At 40.1% G+C, this 25,727-nt stretch carries 28 protein-coding genes and 1 other RNA gene; 14 read left to right on the top strand and 15 right to left on the bottom strand.

Annotated elements, in window-relative coordinates; all coding sequences use genetic code 11:
• Positions 1 to 31: 31 nt before the first annotated feature.
• The 3 genes from AMD27_RS08720 to AMD27_RS08730 form a co-directional block, all read right to left on the bottom strand.
• Positions 32 to 1,897, bottom strand: a complete 1,866-nt coding sequence (locus tag AMD27_RS08720) for a SurA N-terminal domain-containing protein (RefSeq protein WP_067659104.1) — start codon at positions 1,895 to 1,897, stop codon at positions 32 to 34.
• A 130-nt stretch (positions 1,898 to 2,027) separates the two neighbouring features.
• Positions 2,028 to 2,300, bottom strand: a complete 273-nt coding sequence (locus tag AMD27_RS08725; RefSeq protein ID WP_067659107.1) for an HU family DNA-binding protein — start codon at positions 2,298 to 2,300, stop codon at positions 2,028 to 2,030.
• Positions 2,301 to 2,468: 168 nt separating this feature from the next.
• Positions 2,469 to 2,915 carry a phasin family protein gene (locus AMD27_RS08730; RefSeq protein ID WP_067659110.1) on the bottom strand — a complete coding sequence of 149 codons (447 nt, stop codon included), beginning with the start codon at positions 2,913 to 2,915 and terminating at the stop codon, positions 2,469 to 2,471.
• 201 nt (positions 2,916 to 3,116) lie between these two features.
• Between AMD27_RS08730 and AMD27_RS08735 the strand changes: the two genes are divergently transcribed.
• From AMD27_RS08735 to fdx, 8 genes are all read left to right on the top strand, one after another.
• A complete protein-coding gene (locus tag AMD27_RS08735) occupies positions 3,117 to 3,758 on the top strand; it encodes a hypothetical protein (protein ID WP_067659113.1) in 642 nt (213 codons plus the stop codon).
• Between the two features lie 139 nt (positions 3,759 to 3,897).
• Complete coding sequence (locus AMD27_RS08740; protein WP_067659116.1) at positions 3,898 to 4,371, top strand: Rrf2 family transcriptional regulator; 474 nt, start codon at positions 3,898 to 3,900, stop codon at positions 4,369 to 4,371.
• Position 4,372: 1 nt separating this feature from the next.
• On the top strand, positions 4,373 to 5,590 hold the full coding sequence (locus AMD27_RS08745; RefSeq protein WP_067659119.1) for an IscS subfamily cysteine desulfurase: 1,218 nt from the start codon (positions 4,373 to 4,375) through the stop codon (positions 5,588 to 5,590).
• Between the two features lie 105 nt (positions 5,591 to 5,695).
• Entirely contained in the window at positions 5,696 to 6,082 is a 387-nt protein-coding gene (iscU, locus tag AMD27_RS08750) for a Fe-S cluster assembly scaffold IscU (protein ID WP_067659122.1), read from the top strand.
• Positions 6,083 to 6,112: 30 nt separating this feature from the next.
• Entirely contained in the window at positions 6,113 to 6,433 is a 321-nt protein-coding gene (iscA, locus tag AMD27_RS08755) for an iron-sulfur cluster assembly protein IscA (RefSeq protein WP_067659125.1), read from the top strand.
• A gap of 102 nt (positions 6,434 to 6,535) precedes the next feature.
• Positions 6,536 to 7,051, top strand: a complete 516-nt coding sequence (gene hscB, locus AMD27_RS08760) for a Fe-S protein assembly co-chaperone HscB (RefSeq protein ID WP_067659128.1) — start codon at positions 6,536 to 6,538, stop codon at positions 7,049 to 7,051.
• 37 nt (positions 7,052 to 7,088) lie between these two features.
• On the top strand, positions 7,089 to 8,948 hold the full coding sequence (gene hscA, locus AMD27_RS08765) for a Fe-S protein assembly chaperone HscA (protein WP_067659131.1): 1,860 nt from the start codon (positions 7,089 to 7,091) through the stop codon (positions 8,946 to 8,948).
• Positions 8,949 to 8,964: 16 nt separating this feature from the next.
• Positions 8,965 to 9,303 (top strand): ISC system 2Fe-2S type ferredoxin, encoded by a 339-nt coding sequence (gene fdx, locus AMD27_RS08770; RefSeq protein ID WP_067659134.1) that lies wholly within the window; start codon positions 8,965 to 8,967, stop codon positions 9,301 to 9,303.
• Between the two features lie 151 nt (positions 9,304 to 9,454).
• Here the strand turns inward: fdx and AMD27_RS08775 are convergent, their stop codons facing one another.
• From AMD27_RS08775 to AMD27_RS08805, 7 genes are all read right to left on the bottom strand, one after another.
• On the bottom strand, positions 9,455 to 10,888 hold the full coding sequence (locus AMD27_RS08775) for an adenylate/guanylate cyclase domain-containing protein (RefSeq protein ID WP_067659138.1): 1,434 nt from the start codon (positions 10,886 to 10,888) through the stop codon (positions 9,455 to 9,457).
• 55 nt (positions 10,889 to 10,943) lie between these two features.
• Positions 10,944 to 11,381: an HIT domain-containing protein gene (locus tag AMD27_RS08780; protein ID WP_067659141.1), complete on the bottom strand. Its 438-nt coding sequence runs from the start codon at positions 11,379 to 11,381 to the stop codon at positions 10,944 to 10,946.
• Positions 11,382 to 11,610: 229 nt separating this feature from the next.
• Positions 11,611 to 15,072 (bottom strand): transcription-repair coupling factor, encoded by a 3,462-nt coding sequence (gene mfd, locus AMD27_RS08785; protein ID WP_067659145.1) that lies wholly within the window; start codon positions 15,070 to 15,072, stop codon positions 11,611 to 11,613.
• A gap of 146 nt (positions 15,073 to 15,218) precedes the next feature.
• Entirely contained in the window at positions 15,219 to 15,572 is a 354-nt protein-coding gene (locus tag AMD27_RS08790; RefSeq protein ID WP_067659148.1) for a hypothetical protein, read from the bottom strand.
• A 145-nt stretch (positions 15,573 to 15,717) separates the two neighbouring features.
• Positions 15,718 to 16,497 carry a glutathione S-transferase N-terminal domain-containing protein gene (locus tag AMD27_RS08795; protein WP_067659151.1) on the bottom strand — a complete coding sequence of 260 codons (780 nt, stop codon included), beginning with the start codon at positions 16,495 to 16,497 and terminating at the stop codon, positions 15,718 to 15,720.
• Positions 16,498 to 16,551: 54 nt separating this feature from the next.
• Positions 16,552 to 17,064, bottom strand: coding sequence for a ribonuclease E activity regulator RraA (gene rraA, locus AMD27_RS08800; protein WP_067659154.1), 513 nt, complete (start codon positions 17,062 to 17,064; stop codon positions 16,552 to 16,554).
• Between the two features lie 14 nt (positions 17,065 to 17,078).
• The gene (locus tag AMD27_RS08805) at positions 17,079 to 17,744 is read right to left on the bottom strand and encodes a nucleoside-diphosphate sugar epimerase (protein ID WP_067659156.1); all 666 of its coding nucleotides are present in this window, start codon (positions 17,742 to 17,744) and stop codon (positions 17,079 to 17,081) included.
• A 215-nt stretch (positions 17,745 to 17,959) separates the two neighbouring features.
• On the opposite strand from AMD27_RS08805, the gene rpsT reads away from it, so the two are divergent.
• Positions 17,960 to 18,229: a 30S ribosomal protein S20 gene (rpsT, locus tag AMD27_RS08810; protein ID WP_067659159.1), complete on the top strand. Its 270-nt coding sequence runs from the start codon at positions 17,960 to 17,962 to the stop codon at positions 18,227 to 18,229.
• A gap of 177 nt (positions 18,230 to 18,406) precedes the next feature.
• On the opposite strand, the gene AMD27_RS08815 is transcribed toward rpsT, so the two are convergent.
• The gene (locus AMD27_RS08815; protein ID WP_067659162.1) at positions 18,407 to 19,138 is read right to left on the bottom strand and encodes a histidine phosphatase family protein; all 732 of its coding nucleotides are present in this window, start codon (positions 19,136 to 19,138) and stop codon (positions 18,407 to 18,409) included.
• Positions 19,139 to 19,203: 65 nt separating this feature from the next.
• On the bottom strand, positions 19,204 to 20,052 hold the full coding sequence (locus AMD27_RS08820) for a 3'(2'),5'-bisphosphate nucleotidase CysQ family protein (RefSeq protein WP_067659165.1): 849 nt from the start codon (positions 20,050 to 20,052) through the stop codon (positions 19,204 to 19,206).
• 17 nt (positions 20,053 to 20,069) lie between these two features.
• Here AMD27_RS08820 and AMD27_RS08825 point away from each other — a divergent pair, with 17 nt between their 5' ends.
• From AMD27_RS08825 to AMD27_RS08840, 4 genes are all read left to right on the top strand, one after another.
• Positions 20,070 to 20,789 carry an HAD-IA family hydrolase gene (locus tag AMD27_RS08825; RefSeq protein WP_067659168.1) on the top strand — a complete coding sequence of 240 codons (720 nt, stop codon included), beginning with the start codon at positions 20,070 to 20,072 and terminating at the stop codon, positions 20,787 to 20,789.
• Complete coding sequence (locus AMD27_RS08830) at positions 20,773 to 21,213, top strand: RNA-binding S4 domain-containing protein (protein WP_067659171.1); 441 nt, start codon at positions 20,773 to 20,775, stop codon at positions 21,211 to 21,213. The genes AMD27_RS08825 and AMD27_RS08830 overlap by 17 nt, the downstream gene beginning before the upstream one ends.
• A gap of 147 nt (positions 21,214 to 21,360) precedes the next feature.
• A complete protein-coding gene (gene recA / locus AMD27_RS08835) occupies positions 21,361 to 22,401 on the top strand; it encodes a recombinase RecA (RefSeq protein WP_067659174.1) in 1,041 nt (346 codons plus the stop codon).
• Positions 22,402 to 22,467: 66 nt separating this feature from the next.
• Complete coding sequence (locus tag AMD27_RS08840; RefSeq protein WP_067659177.1) at positions 22,468 to 23,091, top strand: regulatory protein RecX; 624 nt, start codon at positions 22,468 to 22,470, stop codon at positions 23,089 to 23,091.
• Positions 23,092 to 23,154: 63 nt separating this feature from the next.
• On the opposite strand, the gene ffs is transcribed toward AMD27_RS08840, so the two are convergent.
• An RNA gene (gene ffs / locus AMD27_RS08845) (signal recognition particle sRNA small type) lies at positions 23,155 to 23,251 on the bottom strand.
• 295 nt (positions 23,252 to 23,546) lie between these two features.
• Between ffs and AMD27_RS08850 the strand changes: the two genes are divergently transcribed.
• Positions 23,547 to 24,380, top strand: coding sequence for a YbgF trimerization domain-containing protein (locus AMD27_RS08850; RefSeq protein ID WP_067659180.1), 834 nt, complete (start codon positions 23,547 to 23,549; stop codon positions 24,378 to 24,380).
• Positions 24,381 to 24,456: 76 nt separating this feature from the next.
• Here the strand turns inward: AMD27_RS08850 and lpxA are convergent, their stop codons facing one another.
• Both lpxA and fabZ read right to left on the bottom strand, forming a co-directional pair.
• Positions 24,457 to 25,245 carry an acyl-ACP--UDP-N-acetylglucosamine O-acyltransferase gene (gene lpxA, locus AMD27_RS08855; protein ID WP_067659183.1) on the bottom strand — a complete coding sequence of 263 codons (789 nt, stop codon included), beginning with the start codon at positions 25,243 to 25,245 and terminating at the stop codon, positions 24,457 to 24,459.
• Positions 25,242 to 25,727 carry a 3-hydroxyacyl-ACP dehydratase FabZ gene (fabZ, locus tag AMD27_RS08860; protein ID WP_067659186.1) on the bottom strand — a complete coding sequence of 162 codons (486 nt, stop codon included), beginning with the start codon at positions 25,725 to 25,727 and terminating at the stop codon, positions 25,242 to 25,244. Before fabZ ends, lpxA begins: the two co-directional genes overlap by 4 nt.

Here is a 25,727-nt window from a genome sequence, read left to right on the forward strand (position 1 = left end):
GCTTTTTTTTACTTAAAAGAGAAAATTTAGATTATTTGATTTTCGCTTCTGACTTTAAATACTCTGTGTAATCTTTCAATAGCTCTTTACCGCGATAGTCTTGATATAGCTTGGCTAACTGCTGACTTTGCTCCGCTGTTAAAGAATCAGCTGTTGGCTTTTTCACATCCGCTACAGCGACAATCACCATTTCGTCAGGAAGTGCAACAGTCCCTACCGACCACATACCCGCTTTTGGCGTTGCTAGACTAAATGCAGTCCGCTCAATTTCACGCTTTAAGCCTTGTGAACGCGTAAATACACCAGCATTTTCAAAAGATTGACTGTGTTTGGCCAATACTTGCTGTGAAGGCAAGGTTTTAAAATCTGCAAGCATTGTCGCAACTTTCGCTTTTGCTACGTCATAGGCCTTTTGGTTAATCAGCTTTTCTTTCACTTTTGCGGTTGCTTTGTCCAAAGGTTGAACACCAGCGGGATGATATTCACGCACCTTAATCCAAACTGTATTACCATTTGCAAGTTGAATATTTGATGATGCATTACGATCACCATTCTTCACGTCTTGGTTAAAGAGTTTTGCTTTTACTGCTGGATCTGCAAGCACTGGATTGGTTGTACCCAAACCTACTGATTTCAGTGATTGAACTTGTGCTATTTTCAATTCTTGTGAAACCACATCAAGTGCATCACTATCTACCACCAATTCATTCAAACCATTGACCAAGTCTGAATATGCATTGGCTGTTTTAGATTTGATCACTTCCGCTTTTAAGCGCTCTCTCTCAACTTCAAAACTTGGAACTGTGACTGTTGCACCTTGCGCAGTAATAATATGATAACCAAAATCAGTTTTTACAGGTTTTGACACCTGCCCCTTCGATGCTACCACCGCTTGGTCGAATGAATCGCCAAACACGCCTTTTTCATAGCCTTCAACCACACCACCCGTTGCTTTAGAACCAGTGTCTTCAGAGTATTGTTTTGCAGCATCGGCAAAAGTCATACCCGCTTGAATTTTACTATACACATCACCCGCAAGCTTTTCAGCTTCTGTCACACCACGTGTATCGGCGGTAATTAAAATATGCTTAACTTCTGCTTTCGCATCTTTATTTTGACGTTCAACGAACTGATCATAGGCTTGCTTTAATTCAGCATCAGTGACCGTTGTATCAGTTTTGGCTGCCATTGCTGGGGTGACCACCACATAGTCAACGTCGACAGATGCCAATTGCTTAAACTGATTTTGATGTTTGTTGTAATAGTCAGCAATCTCTTGATTGGTGGCTTTCACTGATTTTTTATAATCTTCAAGTTTTACAGAAGACATAAAAAGGCTACGCTGTTCAGATTGCAAATTTGAAATTTGCTGAACATCCACTGGGTTCACCAATGAGTTATCTGTAATAGATGACACCAACATTTTTAACGCATGATCTTGACGTATATTATTAATCAAAGATAGATTGGTCATGCCAATAGAACGTAAATAATTTTCATAGGTCTTTTTATCGAATTTACCATCGACTTGAAGACTTGGCTGCTGCGCAATCATTTGTTCAATTTGAGCATCACTTAAAGTGATCCCTAATGTTTGCGCCTGTTGAATCAATACTGCACGATCAATGAGACTATCCATCGCCACTTGGTCGATGTAACTCTGATTGAGTAAAGACTCATCACCTTGAACCATTTGTAAAAATTGATCTTTATAGTTCTTCGTTTGAACTTCTAGGTCTTTATTAGAAATTTCTAAATCATTAACAGTCTTAGCAATACCGTCTTTATTCCCGCCGCCAAAATAACCTTCAATACCCACTAAAGCCAAAGGCGTTAAGAATAAAACTAGTAGGACTTTGCCGAGCCACCCCTTAATGAGTTTACGAAACGATTCCATAAGTATTCCAATATTTTATTTCAATGGGATTCTAACTGATATTCAAAACTGAATGAATCAGATCATGCGGTTAATTTTTATTATTTCATAAAAAACGCGCCAATTGAGGCGCGTTTTTTATAAGAGACTATTAAGCAACAGAATCTTTAAGTCCTTTACCTGCTTTAAAGCTTGGTACTTTGCTTGCTTTAATTTGCAGCTCTTCACCGGTTTTAGGGTTACGACCAGTACGTGCTGCACGGTCCTTAACGCTAAATGTACCAAAACCAACTAAAGTTACAGTATCACCCTTTTTCAACGCTTCACCAATTGAAGCAATAGTCGCGTCCAATGCTTTACCTGCATCAGTCTTAGACAATCCCCCTTTCTCTGCAATCGCGTCGATTAATTCTGATTTATTCATGAAGATTACGTCCTCTTATATCGTTTGTTTAAAATCCAAGGCTGTTGTTTGAAAAGGCCATGACGACTTTATAGCAATGCTTTGGGGGCAAACGCAAGACTACTCAGCTGCTTTTCACAAAAATAACGGGCAAAAAATGATAAAAAGCTCAAATTGTAGTGTTTTGAATCACTTTTTTTGTCGTTGTTGATTTAATTTTTGATTTTGTTCCACCAAAAACTCAACCTTGCTATGCAGATCCAGTATCAGGCCTTCAAGATACTGAATATCTTTTGCGGTCACCAAGCCAATTCTATTTAATGATGAACTTACGCGCTGATCAAGTAGTTTCTCAACTCTGTCTTTAGTATCTGTGACCGACTCCTTGGTCTTTTCAGCGACTTTATGTACAGTTTGATCGGTTAATTCGACCGTTTTTGATTCAAGTTCTTCGCCTACCTTGACCAAGGAATCAAACATTTTATTGCCTTCTTCCTCAGCGCGAGAGAAAGCACCAAGACCTGCAAGCCAAATTTGCTTGGTATATTTGCGAAAATCCAAATGCGATTTACGCTGAGGTCTTGGCTTTTTTGCAGCGCCTTGCAAGGTTTCTTCGTGTTCATTATTGTTATTCATCTGTGGATCCACTGCATTACTCCTGTATATTTTATAGACTGAGGCATCTAAGCGTGCATAAAATACTTTAATATTATCAAATATTGTTCTTGAACCTTTTGTAAAACTGTTCTACAAAGCAGTATAAATTAACTTAAATTGTCTTTTTGAAACACTTTAATTGATTTGCAATTGGACACGCAACTTGAATAGGATTTTTTTATGAGTGATATGCAACAACAACAGGGTCATACTCGTTTGTTGCTTAACATTGCCATGGTTGTATTAGAAACGTTTTATTCGTTTGTACTTAAACATGATCGTGTTGTTCGCCTACAAGCAAAAAAATTTATAGAACAGGAAACAACCATAAAAATAAACAGCTATATTCCTTACTTTGATTTTTATGTTCAATTTACGGACAAGGGTTTGTTATTTGATCTTAAAGCACCTGAGCAAGCCATTGACTTAACCGTTAGCAGCACTTTAGTGGATTTGATACAAGTCTTTATTTTTGCAAACCGCCGTAGTCTTAAAAAAATGCGCATTGAAGGTGACGTGACTTTAAAAGATGAGTTCCGTGATCTGTTGCTGCATTTATCTACGCCCAAATTATTGTCCGATTGGAAACAATGGCTATCAAATACAGACACAGATGATGATGGCTCGATTGCATCCAAAAAGCGTATTGCGCCATTGTTAGAGAAAATTGATTTACAGCGTTCAAAAATCAACACACTGCAAGTAGAAGTAAAGCAGTATAAAAATCGTATACGCCGTATGCAAAAAAGAATCAACTTTGCTTTTGCAACAACAGCAGTTCTTTTTTTAGCACTTATCGTGTATAATTTGTGTCTTATTTAGCATTATTTTGAATAAAAACAAATTCTAAACTTATTTTAATTAATCCTGACTACTTTAGTCGGATTTCACAAATAATACTTGACTATTTTAGTCAGGATTCATAAAATTCATACATCTAGCCTTACACGTGTATCGAATCATGCGCTTAACCACTCGCGGTCGCTACGCAGTGACTGCTTTACTTGATTTAGCATTGCAGCCACCCGAGCAAACAATTACCTTAGCAGAAATTGCCAACCGACAAACCATTTCGGTGGCATACCTTGAGCAACTTTTTGCTAAATTAAAACGTCATGGTTTGGTTTCTAGTGTTCGTGGAGCAAATGGTGGATACCATTTAGCGCGTATTGCTGAAGAAATTACTGTGCTAGAAATTATTCAAGCTGTAAACGAAACGGTTGATGCAACCCGTTGTGACCATAAGGGCAACTGTCAAAATGGTGCAATGTGCTTAACTCACGATTTATGGCAAGAACTCTCCCTTCATATTGCCGATTATTTAGCTAAAATCACTCTTGCTGACTTAGTCGCGCGTGACAACGTGCAAACTGTTGCCATTCGTCAAACGACAGCACCTCTTGATTCAGCCCTTTTATCGGTTACAGGTATCTGACATGAAACGTCCAATTTATCTTGATTATGCAGCAACCACGCCTGTTGATCCTCAAGTTGCAGAGCGCATGATGGAGTGCCTTACCTTTGATGGCACGTTCGGTAATCCTGCATCACGTTCACACGCGTATGGCTGGCAAGCAGAAGAAAAAGCTGAATATGCACGTGAGCAAGTGGCAAATCTGATTAAGGCAGACCCACGTGAAATTGTGTGGACGTCTGGTGCAACTGAGTCAGATAACCTTGCACTTAAAGGTATTGCTCAGTTCTACGGTTCTAAAGGCAAGCATATCATCACCAGTAAAATTGAACACAAAGCAATTTTAGATACCTGTCGTGAATTAGAACAAGAAGGCTTTGAAATTACCTATTTAGAGCCAGAGCCAAAAACAGGTTTAATTACACCTGAAATGGTTAAAGTTGCTCTTCGTCCGGACACCATTCTTGTATCACTAATGATGGTGAACAACGAAATTGGTACAGTGACTGATGTTGCCGCGATTGGCGAATTGACGCGTGCCAATAAAACGTATTTCCACGTAGATGCTGCTCAAGCTGCGGGTAAAGTTGAAATTGACTTATCTGTTATGAAAGTCGATTTGATGAGCTTCTCAGCACACAAAATTTATGGTCCTAAAGGCATAGGTGCACTGTTCGTACGTCGTTCGCCTCGCGTTCGTCTTAAAGCACAAATGCACGGTGGCGGTCATGAACGTGGTATGCGTTCTGGTACGCTTGCAACGCATCAAATTGTGGGTATGGGCGAAGCGTTCGAACTTGCTGGCAAAAATCTTGAATCTGAACAAAAACGTATTCGCATACTGCGTGACAAGCTTTGGAATGGCGTTCAAGATCTTGAACAAGTATTCCTAAACGGTCACCCTACGCTAAACGTTGCAAACTATTTAAACGTGAGCTTTAACTTTGTTGAAGGTGAATCGCTCATGATGGCACTCAAAGATGCTGCTGTATCTTCAGGTTCAGCATGTACCTCTGCAACACTAGAGCCATCTTATGTACTTCGCGCTCTAGGTTTATCTGACGAACTTGCACACAGTTCAATTCGTTTTAGCTTTGGTAAATATACCACTGAAGAAGACATTGACCATGTGCTTGAAGTGACCAAAGCCGCTGTACAAAAGCTACGTGATTTATCACCGCTTTGGGATATGTTCAAAGAAGGCATCGACTTGTCTAAAGTTGAATGGGCTGAACACTAATACCGTGCAAAACACTGAGCATCTTTGCTAACAATCAGATTGATTTTAAACAAGATGCCTCAATATTAATATTATCAGGCAGACCCCGAGTTTTGGAGACGCATCATGGCTTATAGCGAAAAAGTAATTGATCATTACGAAAACCCTCGTAATGTTGGCGTTTTAGATAAAAATGCCGAAAATGTGGGTACAGGTATGGTCGGCGCACCGGCTTGTGGCGACGTTATGCGTCTACAAATCCAAGTCGATGATAACGGTGTTATTGAAGAAGCACGCTTTAAAACTTATGGTTGCGGTTCTGCAATTGCATCAAGTTCTTTAGTGACTGAATGGTTGAAAGGTAAAACTTTAGATCAAGCTCAAGCGATCAAAAACATTGATATTGCGACTGAACTTGCTCTTCCTCCTGTAAAAGTACACTGTTCAGTACTTGCAGAAGATGCCATTAAAGCTGCTGTAGAAGATTACCGTAGTAAGAAAGCTCAGGCTTAATAGCCTTAATTAATGATTGATGGAGTTTTCATGATCAATTTAACTGAAAATGCTGCAACCCATATCAGCAATTACTTACTGAGTCGCGGTAAGGGTGAAGGCATTCGCGTTGGTGTGAAAACTTCTGGATGTTCAGGCTTGGCTTATGTACTCGAATTCGTCGATGAAGTCGATACGCACGATCAAGTATTTGAACAGTTTGGTGTTAAGGTTTTTATTGATCCCAAAAGCCTCGTTTATCTTGAAGGAATGGAGATGGACTACGTGAAAAATGGTTTAAATGAAGGCTTTGAATTTAACAACCCCAACAAAAAAGGCGAATGTGGTTGTGGTGAATCTTTCACTGTATAATACAGCCCACGTCAGCTTTTCAAATTAAAACAGTGTCCATCACTGTTTTAATTTTATTAACCTCTTTGTTTTATTGCATCACTATCTTGGAATTTTCTCCCAATGAATCATTTTGAGTTGTTCAATTTACCTGTAGCACTCGATATTGATTTAGCAATTTTAAAAAGCAACTTCTTAAAATTGCAGCAACAATATCACCCTGACAAGGCAGAAGATAAGAACCAAGCTCTGATTAAATCAAGTGAGATTAATCAAGCCTTTAAGGTTTTATCAAATGTAGACAGTCGCGCAGGCTATTTACTGGCACTCAAAAAACAAGATCATCATTTAGACCAATCCATCAGTGATTTCGAGTTTTTACAATCTGCTTTAGAAATTCGTGAACAATTGGATGAAGCCGTTGAAACAGAACAACTTCAGTCGCTTAAGCATGAAGTCCAACAGTGGATTGATGGCTTAGTTCGTGAATTCAAAATTGACTTTGAAGCCGAAGACTGGCCTGAATCACGTGATACGGTTCGTAAATTACGTTTCTTTGTAAAAGTCATGAATGACATTTTAAAAGCCGAAGATCGTATGTTAGATGATGAAGATTTCGATTTAGATGATGAATTCTAATTTTACTTTTTTGACTTATTTTCAAGGGACTTAACATATGGCACTCTTGCAAATTGCAGAACCTGGACAATCAAGTGCGCCACATGAACATCGTATCGCGATCGGCATTGATTTAGGCACCACACATTCGCTTGTGGCAACTGTACTTTCAGGCCAAACCAAAGTGCTCAATGACGAACAAGGTCGTGTGTTACTTCCTTCAGTTGTACATTATGCTCAACAAGACACACAATTTGGTTATGACGCCAATCCATTTATAACAACTGACCCTAAAAACACCATCGTTTCCATTAAACGTTTTATGGGACGCTCTAAAGCAGACGTTAAGTTTCAACACCCCTATACATTGGTAGGTGAAGATCATCAAATGCCGGCTTTTGAAACCGCACAAGGCCGCAAAACACCAGTTGAGATTTCCGCTGAAATCTTAAAACAGTTAAAAAATCGTGCTGAGGCCAGTTTAAAAAACCCAATCAATGGCGCTGTCATTACAGTCCCTGCCTATTTTGATGAAGCACAGCGTCAAGCGACACGTGATGCCGCAGAGCTTGCCGGCTTAAACGTATTACGTCTATTGAATGAACCAACAGCTGCAGCAGTCGCTTACGGTCTAGATCAAGTGTCTAATCTTGAAAATGACCGCAACTATGTAATTTATGACTTAGGTGGCGGTACTTTTGACGTTTCGATTTTACGCTTTACCCAAGGTGTATTTGAGGTTTTAGCTACAGGTGGTCATACTGCTTTAGGTGGTGATGACCTAGATCGCCTGATTGTGAAATGGGCAAAAAAACAGTTAAAGCTTGAAACGCTCGATGATGCTGAATTTGCACATTTCATGGTGTCTGCTCGTAAAGCCAAAGAAGCATTGTCTGAACAAGACACGGTGCAGCTCAAAGTTTTAGATCATACACTGACCTTAACGCGTCCTGTATTTGAAGAGATTATCAAAATCGCTTTAGACAAAACCATCAGTGTATGTAAACGCGTATTACGTGATGCCAAACTTGAATTAAGCGATATTCAAAGCGTGGTCTTGGTTGGTGGTTCTACCCGCTCTTATGCGGTAAAAAATGCAGTCGCTGAAGTGTTCAACCAAGAACCTTTATGTACCATCAATCCAGATGAAGTGGTTGCGATTGGTGCTGCTATTACTGCCAATCAATTAATTGGCAACAGTACAGATGGATCACTGCTACTTGATGTCACGCCGTTGTCACTCGGTATTGAAACCATGGGTGGTTTGGTCGAACGTTTAATTTCACGTAATACTGCCATTCCAGTTGCACGTCGCCAAGAATTTACCACCTATCAAGATGGTCAAACGGCCATGTTGATTCATGTCGTTCAAGGTGAGCGTGATCTAGTTGAGCATTGCCGTAGCTTGGGTCGTTTCGTGCTGCGCGGTATTCCCCCAATGATAGCTGGTCAAGCGCGTATTGAAGTCACTTATCAAGTCGATGCCGATGGTTTGCTTGCGGTTTCTGCACGTGAAACTACCTCGAATATTTCAGCTCAAATTGATATTAAGCCTTCTTATGGCCTATCTGATGTGGATATGGAACGTTTACTGATTGACGGTTTTACATTTGCTGCAGAAGACAAAGCACTGCGCCATCTTCAAGAAACCAAAGTCGAAGCACAGCGCGAACTTGAAGCATTAGAACAAGCGTTGAAAGTCGATGCGACACTATTGACTGAGCACGAACTGCAGCGTTTAAATATTGCTAAAGATGCACTGCAACACGCACTTCAATCTGATGACATTGATGCGATTGAAAAGGCCGTTGAAGGGCTTAAAGTTCATAGTGATGAATTTGCTGCAAAACGTATGAATCAACATATTGATCATGCACTTAAAGGTACCAAGCTTGACGATTGGTCAAACTCAAACTAAAGAATAGGTAAAGAATATGCCACGTATTAAAGTTCTTCCCCATGCGCAAATTTGCCCTGAAGGTGCTGAGTTTGACGTTGAACAAAGTGCAAACCTTTGTCAAAGTCTTTTAAACAATGGCATTAAAATCGAACATGCTTGCGATATGTCGGCTGCATGCACCACTTGCCATGTCATTGTTCGCAAAGGTTTTGACGGTTTAGATGAGATGAATGATGTCGAAGCCGATTTACTTGATCGTGCTTGGGGTTTAGAGCCAGACTCGCGTTTGTCTTGCCAAGTGAAAATTGAAAATGATGACTTAATTGTAGAAATTCCAAAATATACGATTAACCATGCGTCAGAAAATCACTAAATACGGTTTAAGTACAATACAGTTCAAGTAGGGAAAAAGGTCACTTCATGTGACCTTTTTTATGCTTCATTTATTATAAAATTGTTGTTTCAGTCTGCATTTTATAGTTAAACGAATAAGAAACAAAAAACCTTAACTCAATTATTTAAGATTATTTAATTTCATCTTCTAAATTGAGTTTAACCACGCCTGAATGATTGGTGAGTTGCTGTTGAACTTTAATTCGCTCGATCATATTTTCAAGTACAGCCAATAATTCGGCATATTCATAGTTTTGAACTTCTTCCAAGTTCAACACCAGTTGAAAGCCCTTGTATTCATAATCAAACCATTGCTGATTATTTTTCTTAGACTCGTATTTCTCCATGACTTGCCAACTTTTAATTGAACCTTGAATTCCTTTGAGTTCAATAGGTGCTTGTGGCGCACATAGAAAATGGTGTTTAACCAATTTATAGGTTTCATCCGAAATCAAAATTTCATCAATATCTGCTGCACTTTGCAAACGTGCAGCTAAGTTTGCATCACGTCCAACAATGGTATATGCCATGCGGTGTACCGCGCCGTAGTTACCGACGTGACAATAGCCTGTACTGACCCCCATACGGACATGCAACGCCGAATAGCCCATTTTCACCCAACGCTCACGCAGAAATTTCATTTGCTGACGCATGGCCATGGCCATATTGATGCAATTTTCCGCATCCCGTTCTACGCCTTGAGAGTTTGGATCGCCAAAAAAAATCAAGATAGCATCCCCCATGAACTTATCAATGGTTCCGCCATACTGTTTGGCAATTTCAGTCATATGACTTAAATAATCATTGAGTACAAATGCAAGATCATCAGGGATGAGGGTTTCTGATAGCTCTGTAAACCCTTGAATGTCAGAAAAGAAAATGGTGATTTTTTTTCGTTTATATTCAAGCTTAGCTTCAGTTTCACCGCGCATAATCGACTGCCACAATTGAATCGGTGCATAACGACTCAGCTGGTTGGACAGCTCAATATAGCGGTTCATTTCTTTAAAATAAGTTTGACGCTGAATATCTAGCTTTTTTACACGGCGATTTTGATAATAATTGGCAAAGTTGACGAAAATAATCGCACAAATACAGGATACGACAGAAAGCTCAGTCGGCGTTTGAGTAAAATAATCTTCAAAACCAAAAATAAAAATGGTACTTAAGTAAAAGACAACGATCGCGATCAAAATTGAGATAGATACCACCATCATCGAAATTTTGTTATTAATGGCGGTGAAGACCAACCCAAATAAAAACACAAAGGTGAGCAACAGACTTAAATGTACCGCAGCAAGTCCAATGGACACCACCACACTATCAATGACAAAAAAGCAGTACCTTAAGGTCTTACTGCCATAGCGATATTGGATAGCGTGCGAAATACGTGAGGTAAATAAAATTAAAACAACAACAAAAATAGGATAAAAAAGCTGATAGTTTGCATCGGGTGAAGTGAAGTAATAAATCACGACCAAAAGTGCAATCATCAGGTACCCCATGATCCTTTGGAGTACTTCAAATTGCTTTGGTTCTTTGTCCAATATCCGATCTAATGGCAATGCATATTACCTCAATTCACAGCTATTATTATATTCTTTCCCTGTATTTGAGGGATTAGTCCATACGCCAATCGAACGGCATATCTCCTTGACCACGTAATGCAAGCATTAATGTTTGACGCATATGTGCCAGTACATCATTACTATAAGGAACAGCAGGTGCTTCGCCCCACACCGGTTTTGGCCATGCCAAATCATTTTGATAACGCACGACATGATGAAAATGCAATTGTGGAACCATATTGCCTAACGCAGCCACATTCATTTTATCCGCACGGAATACACGAGCCAATTGACTGGATAACCAGCTTGATTCTCTTAAAAATTGCTCTTGGTCGGCTTGGCTTAATTCATATAATTCAGTTACACCTGGTACACGGGGTACCAAAATCAACCATGGAAATTGCATATCATTCATCAAACGACATGTAGAAAGCGGAAAGTCGCCGACAAAAAAAGTATCTTGAGCAAGTTGTGGATGCAAACTAAACATATATTTATACATGACGCAAAATTAAATTGATCGCTAATACTAACACATCAGTTTTGACCTGAATATTATTAGTACCGTGTTTTGACACAAAAAAATACTAAATGATTTGATTCAAATCGCATGGATACTTTAAGCATTGTCATAAATAAATCAAGCCTTTATCTGCCTAGCATCGTAACCAATGAAAAAGGCTTGATTTCATCAGGTAGGCCTCAAAACTGGCAAAATTTTAGCCATTTAATCCTTTTAAAAGTTCAGTCAATAAATCATCTGCAAATTGTATTCGTTTGGCATTATCTTCGAGCATCACCATCACTTTTAAGCGCTGTCCCCCATCCATTCTGAAGAAGGTCGGATGCTTCTGCATCATTTGGATAATACTGATTGCTTGCACAGGTGTATCAGGAGAAAACTCAATATTGCCACCATGTGCACCTAAATCAATTTTAGTAATCCCCAGTTGCTCTGCTTTTATCCTTAATTGATGCACGCTAAACAACTGTTTGACCTGTATCGGTGGAATGCCAAAGCGATCGATGAGTTCCATGCGAATATGATCGAGTTTTTCTTGCGTATCGGTATTACTAATGCGCTTATAAAACAATAGACGCTGATGTACATCACCCAGATAGTCATCTGGAATCAGTGCCGGCATATGCAAGTTGATCTCAGAGGTCAGGGATAACGGTGCATCAAAGTTCGGGGTTTTACCTTGCTGAATGGCTTTAGTTGCCTTTTCCAACATTTCCATATAGAGGCTATAGCCGATTGCATGCATTGAGCCACTTTGCTGCTCCCCCAAAAGCTCGCCTGCGCCACGAATTTCTAAATCTTCGGTGGCCAAGATAAAGCCTGCACCGAGATTCGATGCACGTTGAATCGCATCTAAACGCTTCTCTGCATCACCTTTTAAGGTTTTGAGTGAAGGCACCATCAGATAAGCATACGCTTGGTGATGTGAACGCCCAACACGACCACGCAGTTGATGCAGCTGTGCCAAACCTAACTTGTCTGCACGTTCAATAATAATCGTATTAGCGTTAGGCACATCAATCCCAGTTTCAATGATGGTTGAACACACCAGTACATTATATTCTTTGTGATAAAACTGCTGCATGATTTGTTCAAGTTCACGTTCGCGCATTTGACCGTGCGCAACGGCAACCCGAGCCTCAGGTACGAGGGTTCGAATATTTTCTGCGGCGCGCTCAATGCTATCGACTTCATTATGTAACAGATACACCTGACCGCCACGCAGCAACTCACGCAAAATCGCCTCTTTCATGGTGGCATCAGTTTGCTCATTGACAAAGGTTTTCACCGCTAAACGACGTGCAGGCGGTGTGGCAATGATCGAGAGATCACGCATTCCCGAAAAGGCCATATTTAAAGTCCGTGGAATAGGTGTTGCTGTAAGAGTCAGCATATCCACATCCGCACGCATGGCCTTGATTCGCTCTTTATCGCGCACACCAAAACGATGCTCTTCATCTACAATCATCAGTCCTAAACTTTTAAACTGGACATTTTCTTGTAGAATCTTATGTGTTCCAATGACAATATCCACTTTGCCGTTGATTAAATCTTCAATCACCTTGGTATGTGCTTTGTTGGTACCAAAACGAGACAATACCTCTATACGGATGGGCCAATCTGCAAAACGGTCTTTAAAAGACTCGAAATGCTGCTGAGCCAGTAATGTTGTGGGCACCAAAACAGCCACTTGCTTATTATTTTGCACTGCTAGAAATGCTGCACGCATCGCCACTTCTGTCTTACCAAAACCAACATCACCACACACCAAACGATCCATCGGCTTGGCCAGTTGCATATCATGTAAGGTCGCTTCAATCGCATTGACTTGATCTAAGGTTTCCTCATAGGCAAAACCGCCCGCAAATTGCATATAAGCAGTATGATCCAGCTCAAAACTAATACCTGGTTTGGCTTTACGGCGCGCCTGAATATGCAAAAGTTCTGCTGCCACATCATGGATTTGCTCTAAAGCTTTACGCTTGGCTTTGTTCCATGCATCCGTACCCAGCTTATGCAGTGGTGCTAAATCTGGATCACCACCACTATAACGACTAATCAAATGTAAATTGGTGACCGGCACATAGACTTTGGCGGCATCTGCATAATCGAGTTGTAAAAACTCATAATCTTGATCATCAATGCTCAAGGTCACAAGCCCTGCATAACGCCCAACACCATAATCAATATGAACCACAGGTGCACCCAGACTGAGCTCGGTCAAACTGCGCACCAAGAACTCTTCGGAGACTTCTTGCTGACGTTTACGGCGACGCTGTACCACACGATGCTCATAGAGCTGATTTTCAGAAATGACCGTGAGTTTATTCTCAATCACCACACCTCGCTCTAAAGGCGCATTGGTCATGGCAATGGAATACTGCTGCTGGATAAATTGTTGATAATTTTCAACAACGGGAATATCTCCCATGCTTGAACGCAAAGAATCCTTTAAAGATTCGCGGCGCCCCGCACTTTCAGCCACCAATAATACAGGATGATTTGCAGCATCAATATACTGCTTGACTAAATGAAACGGTCGTTCATGTTTTGGATCGACCGCTAAACGTGGTGATTCTGCCGTAGGTAGATTAATCACACCCGCTTTTTCATCAAAGGCTTCACTCGACACAATCATTCTGGAAAACTGATTGAGTTGTTCAAAAATTTGATTTTGCGAAAAAAACAATTCTTCAGGTGGCAGTAAGGGCTGGTCTTGGTTATGTCGGCGATCCTCATATCGTCGATAAATTTCTTTCCAAAAATGAGTTACTTCATCTTTTAAATGACGATCTGTAATGACAATCGAATTACTAGGTAAGTACGAAGCAATACTACTTTGCGTTTGCATCGCTACTTTGCTAAAAAATAATGGAAAATAAAAGTCTAGACCAGGTGATGCAATCCCTTCTAAAACATCCTGATAAATCGGATTTTTCTTCGGATTTGCCGTAGGAAAGCTTTCTGCGTAACGATCTCTAAATACAGAACGCGCTTCTTTTAAAGGAAATTCTTTAGCAGGCAATACGGTGAAATATTCAAGTTTGGTGGTGGTGCGCTGCGTCTCTGGGTCGAAAAACTTTAAGCTGTCAATCTCATCATCAAATAAATCAATACGAATTGGAGCTTCCTGACCTGAGGCATAGATATCCATGATGCTGCCACGTACAGCAAACTCACCATGATCATAGACGGTATCGACTAGATGATAACCAGCCTGAACCAAACGCATTTTTTGTTGTTCTAGGTCGAATTTTTGACCGACTTTAATATCAAAATGCTCACCCAACACCCATGAAGTCGGCGAAACCCGTTGTACCAAAGTGGTACTCGACAGCAGTAACACGCCTGTTTTTGGCATATTGGATAAAATCGCCAACCGTTCGGAGACGATATCTTGATGCGGAGACAAGCGATCATAAGGCAAGATTTCCCAATCAGGGAAAATGGTCGGCTTTATGCCATAAAATTCCAGCTCATTTTCCAGCTGCCCCAAATGCTGATTATTGCGTGCCACCAATACCAATAATCGATCTGAGCTGATGCTGATTTCTTTCAACAATAAAGCAGCGGAGGATCCTGCCAAGGTCCCCACCCATCTCTTTTCATTGTTTTTAAGTTGTTTTAAATTGAGCTGTGAAATTTCATTTTGGAACATGAATATCGCTTTGGGTCTAAATGACATGAGCAATATCTTAACATGATGTTTTTGAGCTTTGAGTTATTTATCAGTTTCAAAACATGCTATTTCCATACAAAGCTGACGCACTCAAATCAAAACGAATGTATCAATCAAAAGCCTGTTTATTTTTCTCTTAAGAACAGTCGATAGTACTGATTTAATTTTGAGATGACCTGCTTTAATACCAACAGATTCTCTTCGGTATTCCCAAGTCGAGCCACAAAACGCTGATTGGCAATTTCCAAGTCGATTTTCTCATTGATAAGTATCGCTTTAAAATACAACTCTTTTAAATCATCGAAATGCTTCAGCTTTCGATTTGAAAAATATTCAAGTCGCTCAGACCATTCATTCACCACAATTCCATCGACAATAAAACCCAATTCTGCATCGATTTGAATATTATTCTCACGCAAGAACAGCTGTTCTGGGCTTTCTTTATCCGATTTGAACAGTCCGATTAGTTTATTGAGCATGGTCTAGATTCTATGATGAACAATGAGGATATGATAATCCTTGAAGACGAATTTAAATAGAAGGCGATTTTAAGAAGGTAATCATACAAAAAACATGCATATAAAAAAGCACGCCTGATGCGTGCTTTTTATTGATCACTTCGACTTAGCCGTACTGCTGTTGTAAATACGCAACAATTTTAGCAGAATCGAACATTTTGACATTTTGATTCGGATCAATCAGATAAGGCACTTGTATATCCTGCTTTTGACGATTCATCACTTGAACCACCTGTTCACGCTTACCGCCTGCTAAAGGCATATATTTGCCCGGCTTTAAGCGCAGTAATGCAGGTCCTTGATCTTGCCAGCGCTCTTTAGCGACATTGTGAAATTTAAAAGGGATTTCAAGCTCTGTCAGTACGCCACGTACAACGCGCGTATAAGGACTTGCTTCAAACCCCCATAGCTCTAATAGATGTTGAGGCGCAGGCCTATCAATAATCTGCTTATTGATATACACACCTCGTACACCGTTCACCAAGGTCCCGATTAAAGCCACCGCAGGAATCTTAGGATAATGTGCATACTTTTGAGGGGTTGTTCCCGTTTTTCCATAATGTTTAAACAGATGATGAATAATTTTTTGTGTCTCATACAGCTGCTCACCTGTATTTTCATCGACAAAAAACGGAAACTGCATTTTACCGCCTAAGGCTTGTGCCTGTTCACGATATTTGCTACCGCCTTTAGGACACGGATAGACCTCGTAATCCAAATTCAAGCTGGTCAGCACTTCACGCACTCGACGACAAAAAGGTGAACCTTCAAATTCGTATAATTTTAATGCTTTTTCTGGCTGCTTCGGAAACGGTGTTCCCGTGACACCGCGACCACCTTCAGTTACACCGGATAAAACCGCCTGTAACACTTTAATCTGATGCATCACGCTAATCTCTCCTTATGGTTATTATTGTCTCTACGGCTACAAAGCGACTGCTTAAAAAGCAGCTAATTTTTCTTTTGCGATAATAATGCCGTTATTGTCTGCATAAACAAAATCACCCGAATGAATGGTGACACCGCCAAATTTTAACACCAGATCTACTTCACCTACACCTTTACGGTTACTTTTCAGTGGAATAGACGCCAAGGCATGTACACCCAGCTGCAGACTTGCGATTGCATCGACATCGCGGATACAGCCATAAATGATGACACCATTCCAATGATGATTTACCGCAGATTCTGCAATCATGTCACCCATTAAGGCACAGCGCATAGAACCGCCGCCATCAACCACCAAGACCTTGCCTGTACCGTCTGTTGCCAATAACTCTTTCACCCGGGAATTGTCTTCAAAACATTTCACCGTCACGACTTCACCTGCAAAGCTTTTAACTGCGCCATAGCTTTTAAAGAAATGCCCATCTAAACATGGCGTCATGACTTGAATGTCTTTTTGAGGATGATCATCTAAAATATCACAGGTTACAAATGCAGCTACAGTCACGGTGTTCTTCCTTTTTATATGCTTTGTTGAATCTGTAAATTATCATAAATTTTAAATTTTTCAGTCTGAGTTTGTGCCACCTCGACCATAGTATGAGCCACTTGAACTGCTGTCACTGGCTTATATTTAAAAGTATCGGGTACTAAACGCGATAATCCTCTAAACAATTTTTGACTGGCATCTTCAAGTGTACGTGACTCATTTCGTTCACCTAGGAGCAAAGATGGACGCAGTATTGAAATGGTTACCAAACTGGATTTTTGCAAATGCTGCTCCAGCTCACCTTTCACCTGATTATAGAAAAATAACGAACCTGCATCTGCACCATGCGCACTTACCAATACATAGTGCGTATTCGTGCCACTGAATAAATCTGCAAAATGCGCATTCATTTCGAAATCAATAGTATAAAAGTTGGCTTTTGAACCTGCCTTTTTAAGGGTGCTGCCCAAACAACTAAATGCATGACTAAAACCCTGCACATCTTGATCATTGATCAATAAAAAATCATCCATCACCAATTGTTCAACTTTTTTCAGATTTTTTAACTCTAGATCTTCTTGACGAACAATGGCAACGATTTTGTTGCAACTTTCAATTTGATTAAGCTGTTTTAACAGCTCACGCCCCACTAAGCCCGTTGCACCGATTACCACCGCACTTTTAATAAAGTTAGTCATTTTTTAATCATTCCGTCTTTAATTTGTATAATTTAACGCTTTAACCCTATTTTATCTGCATCAAAAATGTTGTCAAAGCATGTCAAGACTTGACTTTGCTTACTCAATTAATCACAATATGGCACTTGTTTACGGGCTGGTGTAAATTCTTCTGATGAAGATTATTAGATGCAATTTCAGCCCGCCCAGACCAATCTATTTCAAGGAGTGCACGAGTGGCAAACTCTGCTCAAGCTAAAAAACGTGCTCGTCAAAACGTTAAAGCACGCAAACACAACGCTAGCTTACGTTCAATGGTTCGTACATATCTTAAACGCACTGTTGCTGCTATTGCAGCTGGTGACTATGCAGCAGCAACTGAAGCGTATAAAACTGCAGTTCCTGTAATCGATCGTATGGCTGATAAAGGCATCATCCATAAGAACAAAGCAGCTCGTCATAAGAGCCGTTTAAATGCACAAGTTAAAGCTTTAGCTGCTAACTAAGTTGCGTTGTAAAAGAAGCCCTTTATAGGGCTTTTTTTTATACTTAAAATTCAGCATGAAACTCGCTGTACAAATTAATAAATGGTCAAAACACTCAAATCCTTTCAATGCATCAGCATTAAACTCAATATTAAGCTCCGCATGAAACATTGACCGCATCCTCACTCCTCTGCTCAATTAAGCGGTTATAAAATCTCGAATCACCAATTCATTGCGCTGACCACGCCAAATCCACTTGAGTTTAGAATCTAAAAAATCATCTCCTTCAAACCATACAAACAAACCTTCCATCATTTCAGGCCAATCGTTTTGATGAATTTTAGTCTGACCAGAAATCAGCGCAATAATCGCTGCCAAAATTGTGTCATGGCTAACGGCAAGACTTAAGCCATTTTTATGTCGTGGATGTGTATTGAAAATCAGCTCCAGTACATCGATTACACCGTTAATTGGCTGCTTCATGCCTGGCAATGCGTTGTTGACAAAACTATTGATAAAACCCAAAGCGCCTTGCTCACGAAAGAAAGGGCCAGCTTGTTGAATATCCAAAACAAAACTTCCGGGTTCAACCAGCAAACCTTGTTCCACAATCTCAATATGATGGGTATTTTCGTATTTTGATATTTCATCTGCCCCTTGAATCATTAGCGCCGCAGTATCCACACAGCGCTGAATCGGGCTAGAGATACAATGCTGAATTACGCGGTCTGTATGTCCAATCAGGTACGCCCCCCATGCCTGTGCCAAATCACGCCCAGCGTCCGTTAACTGTAAGTCATAGCCGGCAAGCCCCTGACCTGGAACAATTTCACGCACTGAATGGCGGGTAAATAAAGTCACTGGAATGGCTGTATCAGGGAGTAAATCAATCGCCCGCAACATACTGTCAGGCAATAATATGAGACTCATAACTATATTTCAAACCGCGAAAGATCACTTGCACTATACCATGTAGCAAACGCCTCACCATGCGATTAAGGTATATTTGACAAAGCCTCCAAGGCAATACGCTCAAGATCTTTATCTCGAAAGGCGATAAAACCTTCATTCAATACGGTTTCGCGCTGATTATAGCTAAATGGCACGGCATCTAGACTCACCAAACCACCTCCAATACTTTCAAGTAAACCTTGACCAGAGCTTGTGTCCCACTCAGAGGTTGGATGAAAGCGTGGGTAAATATCAATTTCTCCTTCCAGCATCATACAAAACTTATAAGCACTGCCTGCTTCACGCTTAATGACTGGATTTTCTTGTTCAATATAATCAATATAATGCTGATATTTCGGGTTTTTACTGCTATGGCTTAAACCAACCTGAATCGCATCAGTTTCCACACTTTTAAACTTACAATAACGCTCCCAGATTTTTTCCGCGAATGAATATTTATAAGGCAGTTCGGTTAAATATCCGATATACATCACCTGCTCAGTCGGCACCACAATCACAGAGAAAGTAGTTTGATGATTTTCAACTAAACTTAAATTAATCGTAAATTCATCTCGCTGATGAATAAACTCCTTGGTTCCGTCGAGCGGATCAAGCATCCAACAGGTTAACCACGCATGGCGAGCTGAATAATCACTTTCTTCAGACACCACAGGTATATCAGGTGTTAAACGCTTTAACTCAGACATCAAATACTCATTCACCTTTAAGTCAGCCTGAGTGACAGGTGAATGATCGTCTTTTTCATTGATTTTAAACTCACGCCCAGCACAATAATTTTGGTATTCTTCTAAGAGAATTTTACTCGCAGCAGCCAAGATTGGTACTAAACTCAATATTTGTTGATCTTGTGGTGCTTGAGTTGTGATAAACATGGATAAAAACCTATTTTATGTCTGATTTAGAGAATAAACCTATCGTCATGTTCGACATGGACGGTACCCTACTTGATTTAGCTTATGATGATCTAATTTGGAATCATAAACTTCCTGAACATCATGCAGCTGTGCATGCCTGTACACTTGAACAAAGCCATACTACATTACACAGCTTTTATGAAAAGCATAAGCACACGCTTTCTTGGTACTCATCAAGCTTCTGGACGTCTAAAGTTGGTGTGGACACTTTAGCGCTACAGTATGACTATAAAAAGAATATTCAACCACGTCCAGGTTGTTTCGAGTTGTTAGAAATACTCAAACAACAAGGCTATAGATGCTGGATTGTAACCAATGCAGATTGTGCGGGACTTAAGTTAAAACTTGAAAATGTCAATTTAAGCCCTTATTTTGAAGTTATGGTCAGCAGCGAAGAAATTGGGCATGCCAAAGAATTTATCGAATTTTGGCAAATCTTACAAAAAATACATCCTTTTGATCCGAAAAATGTCGTACTCATTGATGACACCGCAAAAGTACTCAATGGCGCTGCCTTGTTTGGAATTGAATCACTCATTACCATTCGTCAGCCGTCTAGCAACAAAGTCGCAAAAAATGCGTTAGAGCTTGAATACCCTGCAATAAATGATTTAACTGAACTGGTCGAAATTTTAGAACAACATTCTCAAATTAAGCAGCAATCAAAAAAGGAAATGAATGTCAAAACAGCCTAACCAACAACCCACAGAGTCAATGCGTGTCGACAAATGGCTGTGGGCTGCACGTTTTTTTAAAACACGTTCAATTGCCAAAGCAGCGATTGAAGGTGGTAAAGTTCACGTCAATAATGAACGCGTTAAAGTCTCACGTGAAATACGCATCGGCATGGAACTCACCATACAACAAGGTTTTGATAAAAAAACCGTAATGGTGAAAGCACTCTCAAGTGTACGTGGTGGCGCGCCTGCTGCACAATTGATGTATGAAGAGACAGAAGTCAGTATTGTACGACGTGAGTTGCTTTCTTCACAAAGAAAATTGCATAATCTTGCACGACCTGAACATCGCCCAACCAAAAAAGATCGTCGCGATATCAGCAAGTTTAGACAAGAAAATGGGCAGCAATTTGACCAGACTTGGTCATACAATGATGATTAAACCCATGCGACAATATATGTCGTGCTATAGCTTTAAAAGATAGAATACAGCATTTTTTTCTGTCACTATACTGGCGTGGACAAGAGATTTAATTCAAGACATCCACTTAAGTTATAAGTGATATTACATCGTTTTTGAGGTTACGAGATGGATGAGAACAAAAGTAAAGCGCTCACAGCTGCTTTAGGTCAAATTGAAAAACAATTTGGTAAAAACACGATTATGCGCCTAGGCGATAATAATGTTCAAGCAGTTGAAGCAGTATCTACAGGTTCATTAACCCTAGATATCGCACTCGGCATTGGCGGCTTACCCAAAGGTCGTATTGTTGAAATTTATGGTCCTGAATCATCGGGTAAAACCACCATGACATTACAAGCGATTGCACAATGTCAAAAAGCGGGTGGTACTTGTGCATTCATTGATGCTGAACATGCATTAGATCCTCAGTATGCGCGTAAACTGGGTGTTGATATTGATAACCTGTTGGTGTCGCAACCTGACCATGGTGAGCAAGCGCTTGAAATTGCAGACATGTTGGTACGATCAGGTGCTGTAGACATGATCGTTATCGATTCTGTTGCAGCCCTTACCCCAAAAGCCGAGATTGAAGGCGAAATGGGTGACTCTCACATGGGTTTACAAGCACGCTTGATGAGCCAAGCGCTGCGTAAAATTACAGGTAATGCAAAACGCTCAAATTGCATGGTTATTTTCATTAACCAGATTCGTATGAAGATTGGTGTGATGTTTGGTAGCCCTGAAACCACAACTGGTGGTAATGCACTAAAATTCTACGCTTCTATTCGTCTTGATATTCGTCGTATTGGCCAAGTTAAAGAAGGTGATGAAATTGTTGGTTCAGAAACCCGCGTTAAAGTGGTGAAGAATAAAATGGCTCCCCCTTTCCGTGAAGCCATTTTCCAAATTTTGTATGGTAAAGGTGTCAACCATTTAGGTGAATTAGTTGACTTAGCCGTTGCACAAGAACTGGTTCAAAAAGCCGGTGCTTGGTATTCGTACCAAGGTAACAAAATTGGTCAAGGTAAAAACAATGTGATTCGTCACCTTGAAGAAAATCCTGAAATTGCAATCGAACTAGATCGTATGATCCGTGAACGACTTCTTGTAACAGCAACGCCAGCCGTTGAAGAAAAACAAGAAGAGCCTGATCTTTTAGATGTTTAATGACTCAATCAACGCTAAACTATAAAACGCCTTACGAGGCGTTTTTTCTTATAAAGTGATGTTGACATGAATGACCCAAAGTTCCCCAAAGTCATTGACTACGAAGCGCTTAAACGCGAATACGGTGAAGATGAAAATCTTCAAAAGGAAAAGACTGAATCTAAATATCAGCGCTACAGCAAACGAACCCCGCCCAGCAAATATTCATCTTTAAATGATGAAGACAATCCACAGCCCCAACAACCAGGTATGAAAGGAACACGCCTACGTTCTTATGCTTTTGCAGTGCTAACGCGCAAAGAATATTCTAAAAAGGATTTAATCGAAAAGCTGTGTTTATATGCGGAAGATCGCGAAGAAGTGCTAATGCTGGTCGATGAATTGTCTAGAGAAAATTATCAAAGTGATCAACGCGTGGCTGAAATGACAGTCAGAAGCCAAATTCGTAAAGGCAAAGGTCCAAATCGCATTAAACTTGCGCTCAATGCAAAAAGTATCGATAAAGCACTGGCAAAAAATGATATGGATGAAATTGACTGGTATGAGCAAGCGTATATGCTTAAAGTCAAAAAGTACGGAACTGAAGTCACAATAGATGCAAAAATGAAAGCAAAACAGATTCGGTTTTTACAGTATCGAGGTTTTGAAATGGATGCAATTATGAAGGCTATTCGTAAGAGAGAAGATTAAGCGAAATAAAGAGAAGGAAAATAGCTTTATAATAATAAGATATCGCATACAAACTGGTGGCAACCCCACTAGCAAAACTTCGGCACATCATAGTTCTATTACCGTTGCTACCTTCCGGTCCTGGCGGGGTTCATAGAGTACAATTGCGAAGCCACCAGCGGGGCTACCATTGCAAGGTCAGAGTATAGAGATTTTTCTCGATGTTGCAAGTGCATTTTTAGAATAATCGCAAGTGACTCATTCTTTTGTTTATTTAGCAATCAAATCATCTCAGAAAGCATACCTATCTTGTGAAAATGCAGTAAATTTCATGCTTAATTTTCTATATCAAGATTGTAAATAGATATTGCATTTAAGTGAGTTGACGTTTTAAATGGGACTAGCTTTTGATTTCTAATGTTAGCGCTATGATAAAGTTCATGGGCGCTTACCTTATCTGATTTGGATTTATAATAATGCTCAATAAGCATACTCTACTGACTATTGCGATTCTCAGCACTTCAAGCACTTTTGCAAACATTCCCATTGAATCACGAGGCTTGAGTCAAGGCTCCTCAAGTTATGTAAATTCAAATACATCTACAGCACCGGCTGTGGCAAGCAACATGAACTGGGATTTGATTCAACAGAATCAACGCCTAGACAATCAATTGCGTGAGTTACGCGGCAAAATAGAAGAACAAGATCATCAAATCGATCAATTAAACAAAGAGCTCACCAACCGCTATGCAGATATCGATCAACGCTTGGAGCTTTTACAACAAAAAATTGATCCAACTGAAGACCAACCTGAAACTGAAGAGTCTCCATCTACTGAGCTTTCACCAACTGAGTCTGCTCCTAGCACACTACCATCCAACAACGCTGAATCTGCACCTCAAAGCTCAGCATCAAATATAAACACCCATACAGATCAAACTGAACTCGATAAAGCAGCGTACACTATTGCTCTTGATGCCTATAAACAAGGTGGTGCAAAAAAAGCCATTGCTCCAATGCAGAACTTTGTCAAAAACAACCCAAATAGCGTATACACCGGCAATGCTTATTTTTGGTTAGCTGAGTTTAATCTCGCAATTGAACCGCCTAACTACGATGAAGCAAAGAAATACTACGAGACTGTAGCCGCAAAATTCCCAAACTCATCTAAAGCGTCACGTTCTTTGTATCAGTTGTATAGTATTGCAAAAGATGTCAATAAAAATCTTCAAACCGCAGATGTATATAAGAAAAAGTTGATTGCAACTTATCCAAGTTCTGAAGAAGCAGCTTATTTTAATAAAAGTTAATGATGAAGCACGAGATTTAAAATAGAAAAAGACATCCGAGGATGTCTTTTTTATGCCTGCTCTCGTTAAATTCACATTAACGAACAATACCGCGCTTTGACTCAAGTAAAGAATCAATCAACAGCTGCGCTTCGGCAACAGTGGGTAGAATATCTTCACGAATTTTTTGGATCGCTTGCTCAGTGGTCAGACCTGATTTATAAATCAACTTAAAAGCCTCTCTTAAACCCATAATAGTGTCTCTCGACCACCCTTTACGACGCATACCTTCAACATTTAAACCGAATGTATGTGCAGGGTTACCAGACACCATCACATAGGCGGGAACATCTTTTAATATCAAAGATGCACCACCAATCATGCTGTATGAGTCGATCTTACAGAACTGATGAACGCCTGAGTTTCCACCAATCACTACAAAATCACCAATATGCACATGACCTGCAATACCTGCATTATTGGCAAAGATATTGTGATTCCCAATTACACAGTCATGGGCAATATGGGTATTCACCATTAAAAGGTTATGACTGCCAATTTTGGTCAGACTTTGATCTTGAATGGTGCCACGGTGCAAACTACAGTGTTCACGAATCTTATTGTGATCACCAATTTCAAGCCAGGTTTCCTCACCTGCATACTTCAAATCTTGACACACCTCACCTACACTTGCGAACTGGAAAATTTCATTCCCTTCACCAATGCGGGTGTAACCAGCAACCACCACATGCGAATGGATCGTTGTACCCGAGCCAATAGTGACATTTGGTCCAATAATTGAATATGGACCAATTTTTACATCTGATGCGATGACTGCAGAAGGATCAATAATTGCAGTTGAATGAATTAGCTCGTTGTTACTCATGCCTGCTCTAGTTTTTGATGAGAAATGATAATTTCAGCTGTCGCTGCTATCACACCATCCACACTGGCAGTACATTGGTATTTGTAAATGCCGCGTTTCTGCATGATAAGCTCTGATTTTAGCACGAGTTGATCACCAGGAACGACTTGTTTTTTAAAACGAATGCGTTCTGCACCAGCAAATAAGAACAAAGAACCCGCTTTCGGTTTCTCATTGTTCATAATAAAGCCAAGCACACCAGAAATTTGCGCCATAGCTTCAACAATAAGTACACCCGGCATAATGGGGTAACCTGGAAAATGTCCTTGCATGAACTCTTCATTGATTGAGACATTTTTATAGCCGACAATGCCATTTTCAGAGACTTCAGTGACACGATCAACCAATAAGAACGGATAACGATGTGGTAAATACTCACGAATCGTTTGAACTTGCATCGGTAATTCAGGAACTGCAAAAGGTAGTGTTGTAGACTCAGTCAT

Origin of the sequence: Acinetobacter sp. TGL-Y2 (assembly GCF_001612555.1) — a bacterium.
Classification (GTDB): domain Bacteria; phylum Pseudomonadota; class Gammaproteobacteria; order Pseudomonadales; family Moraxellaceae; genus Acinetobacter.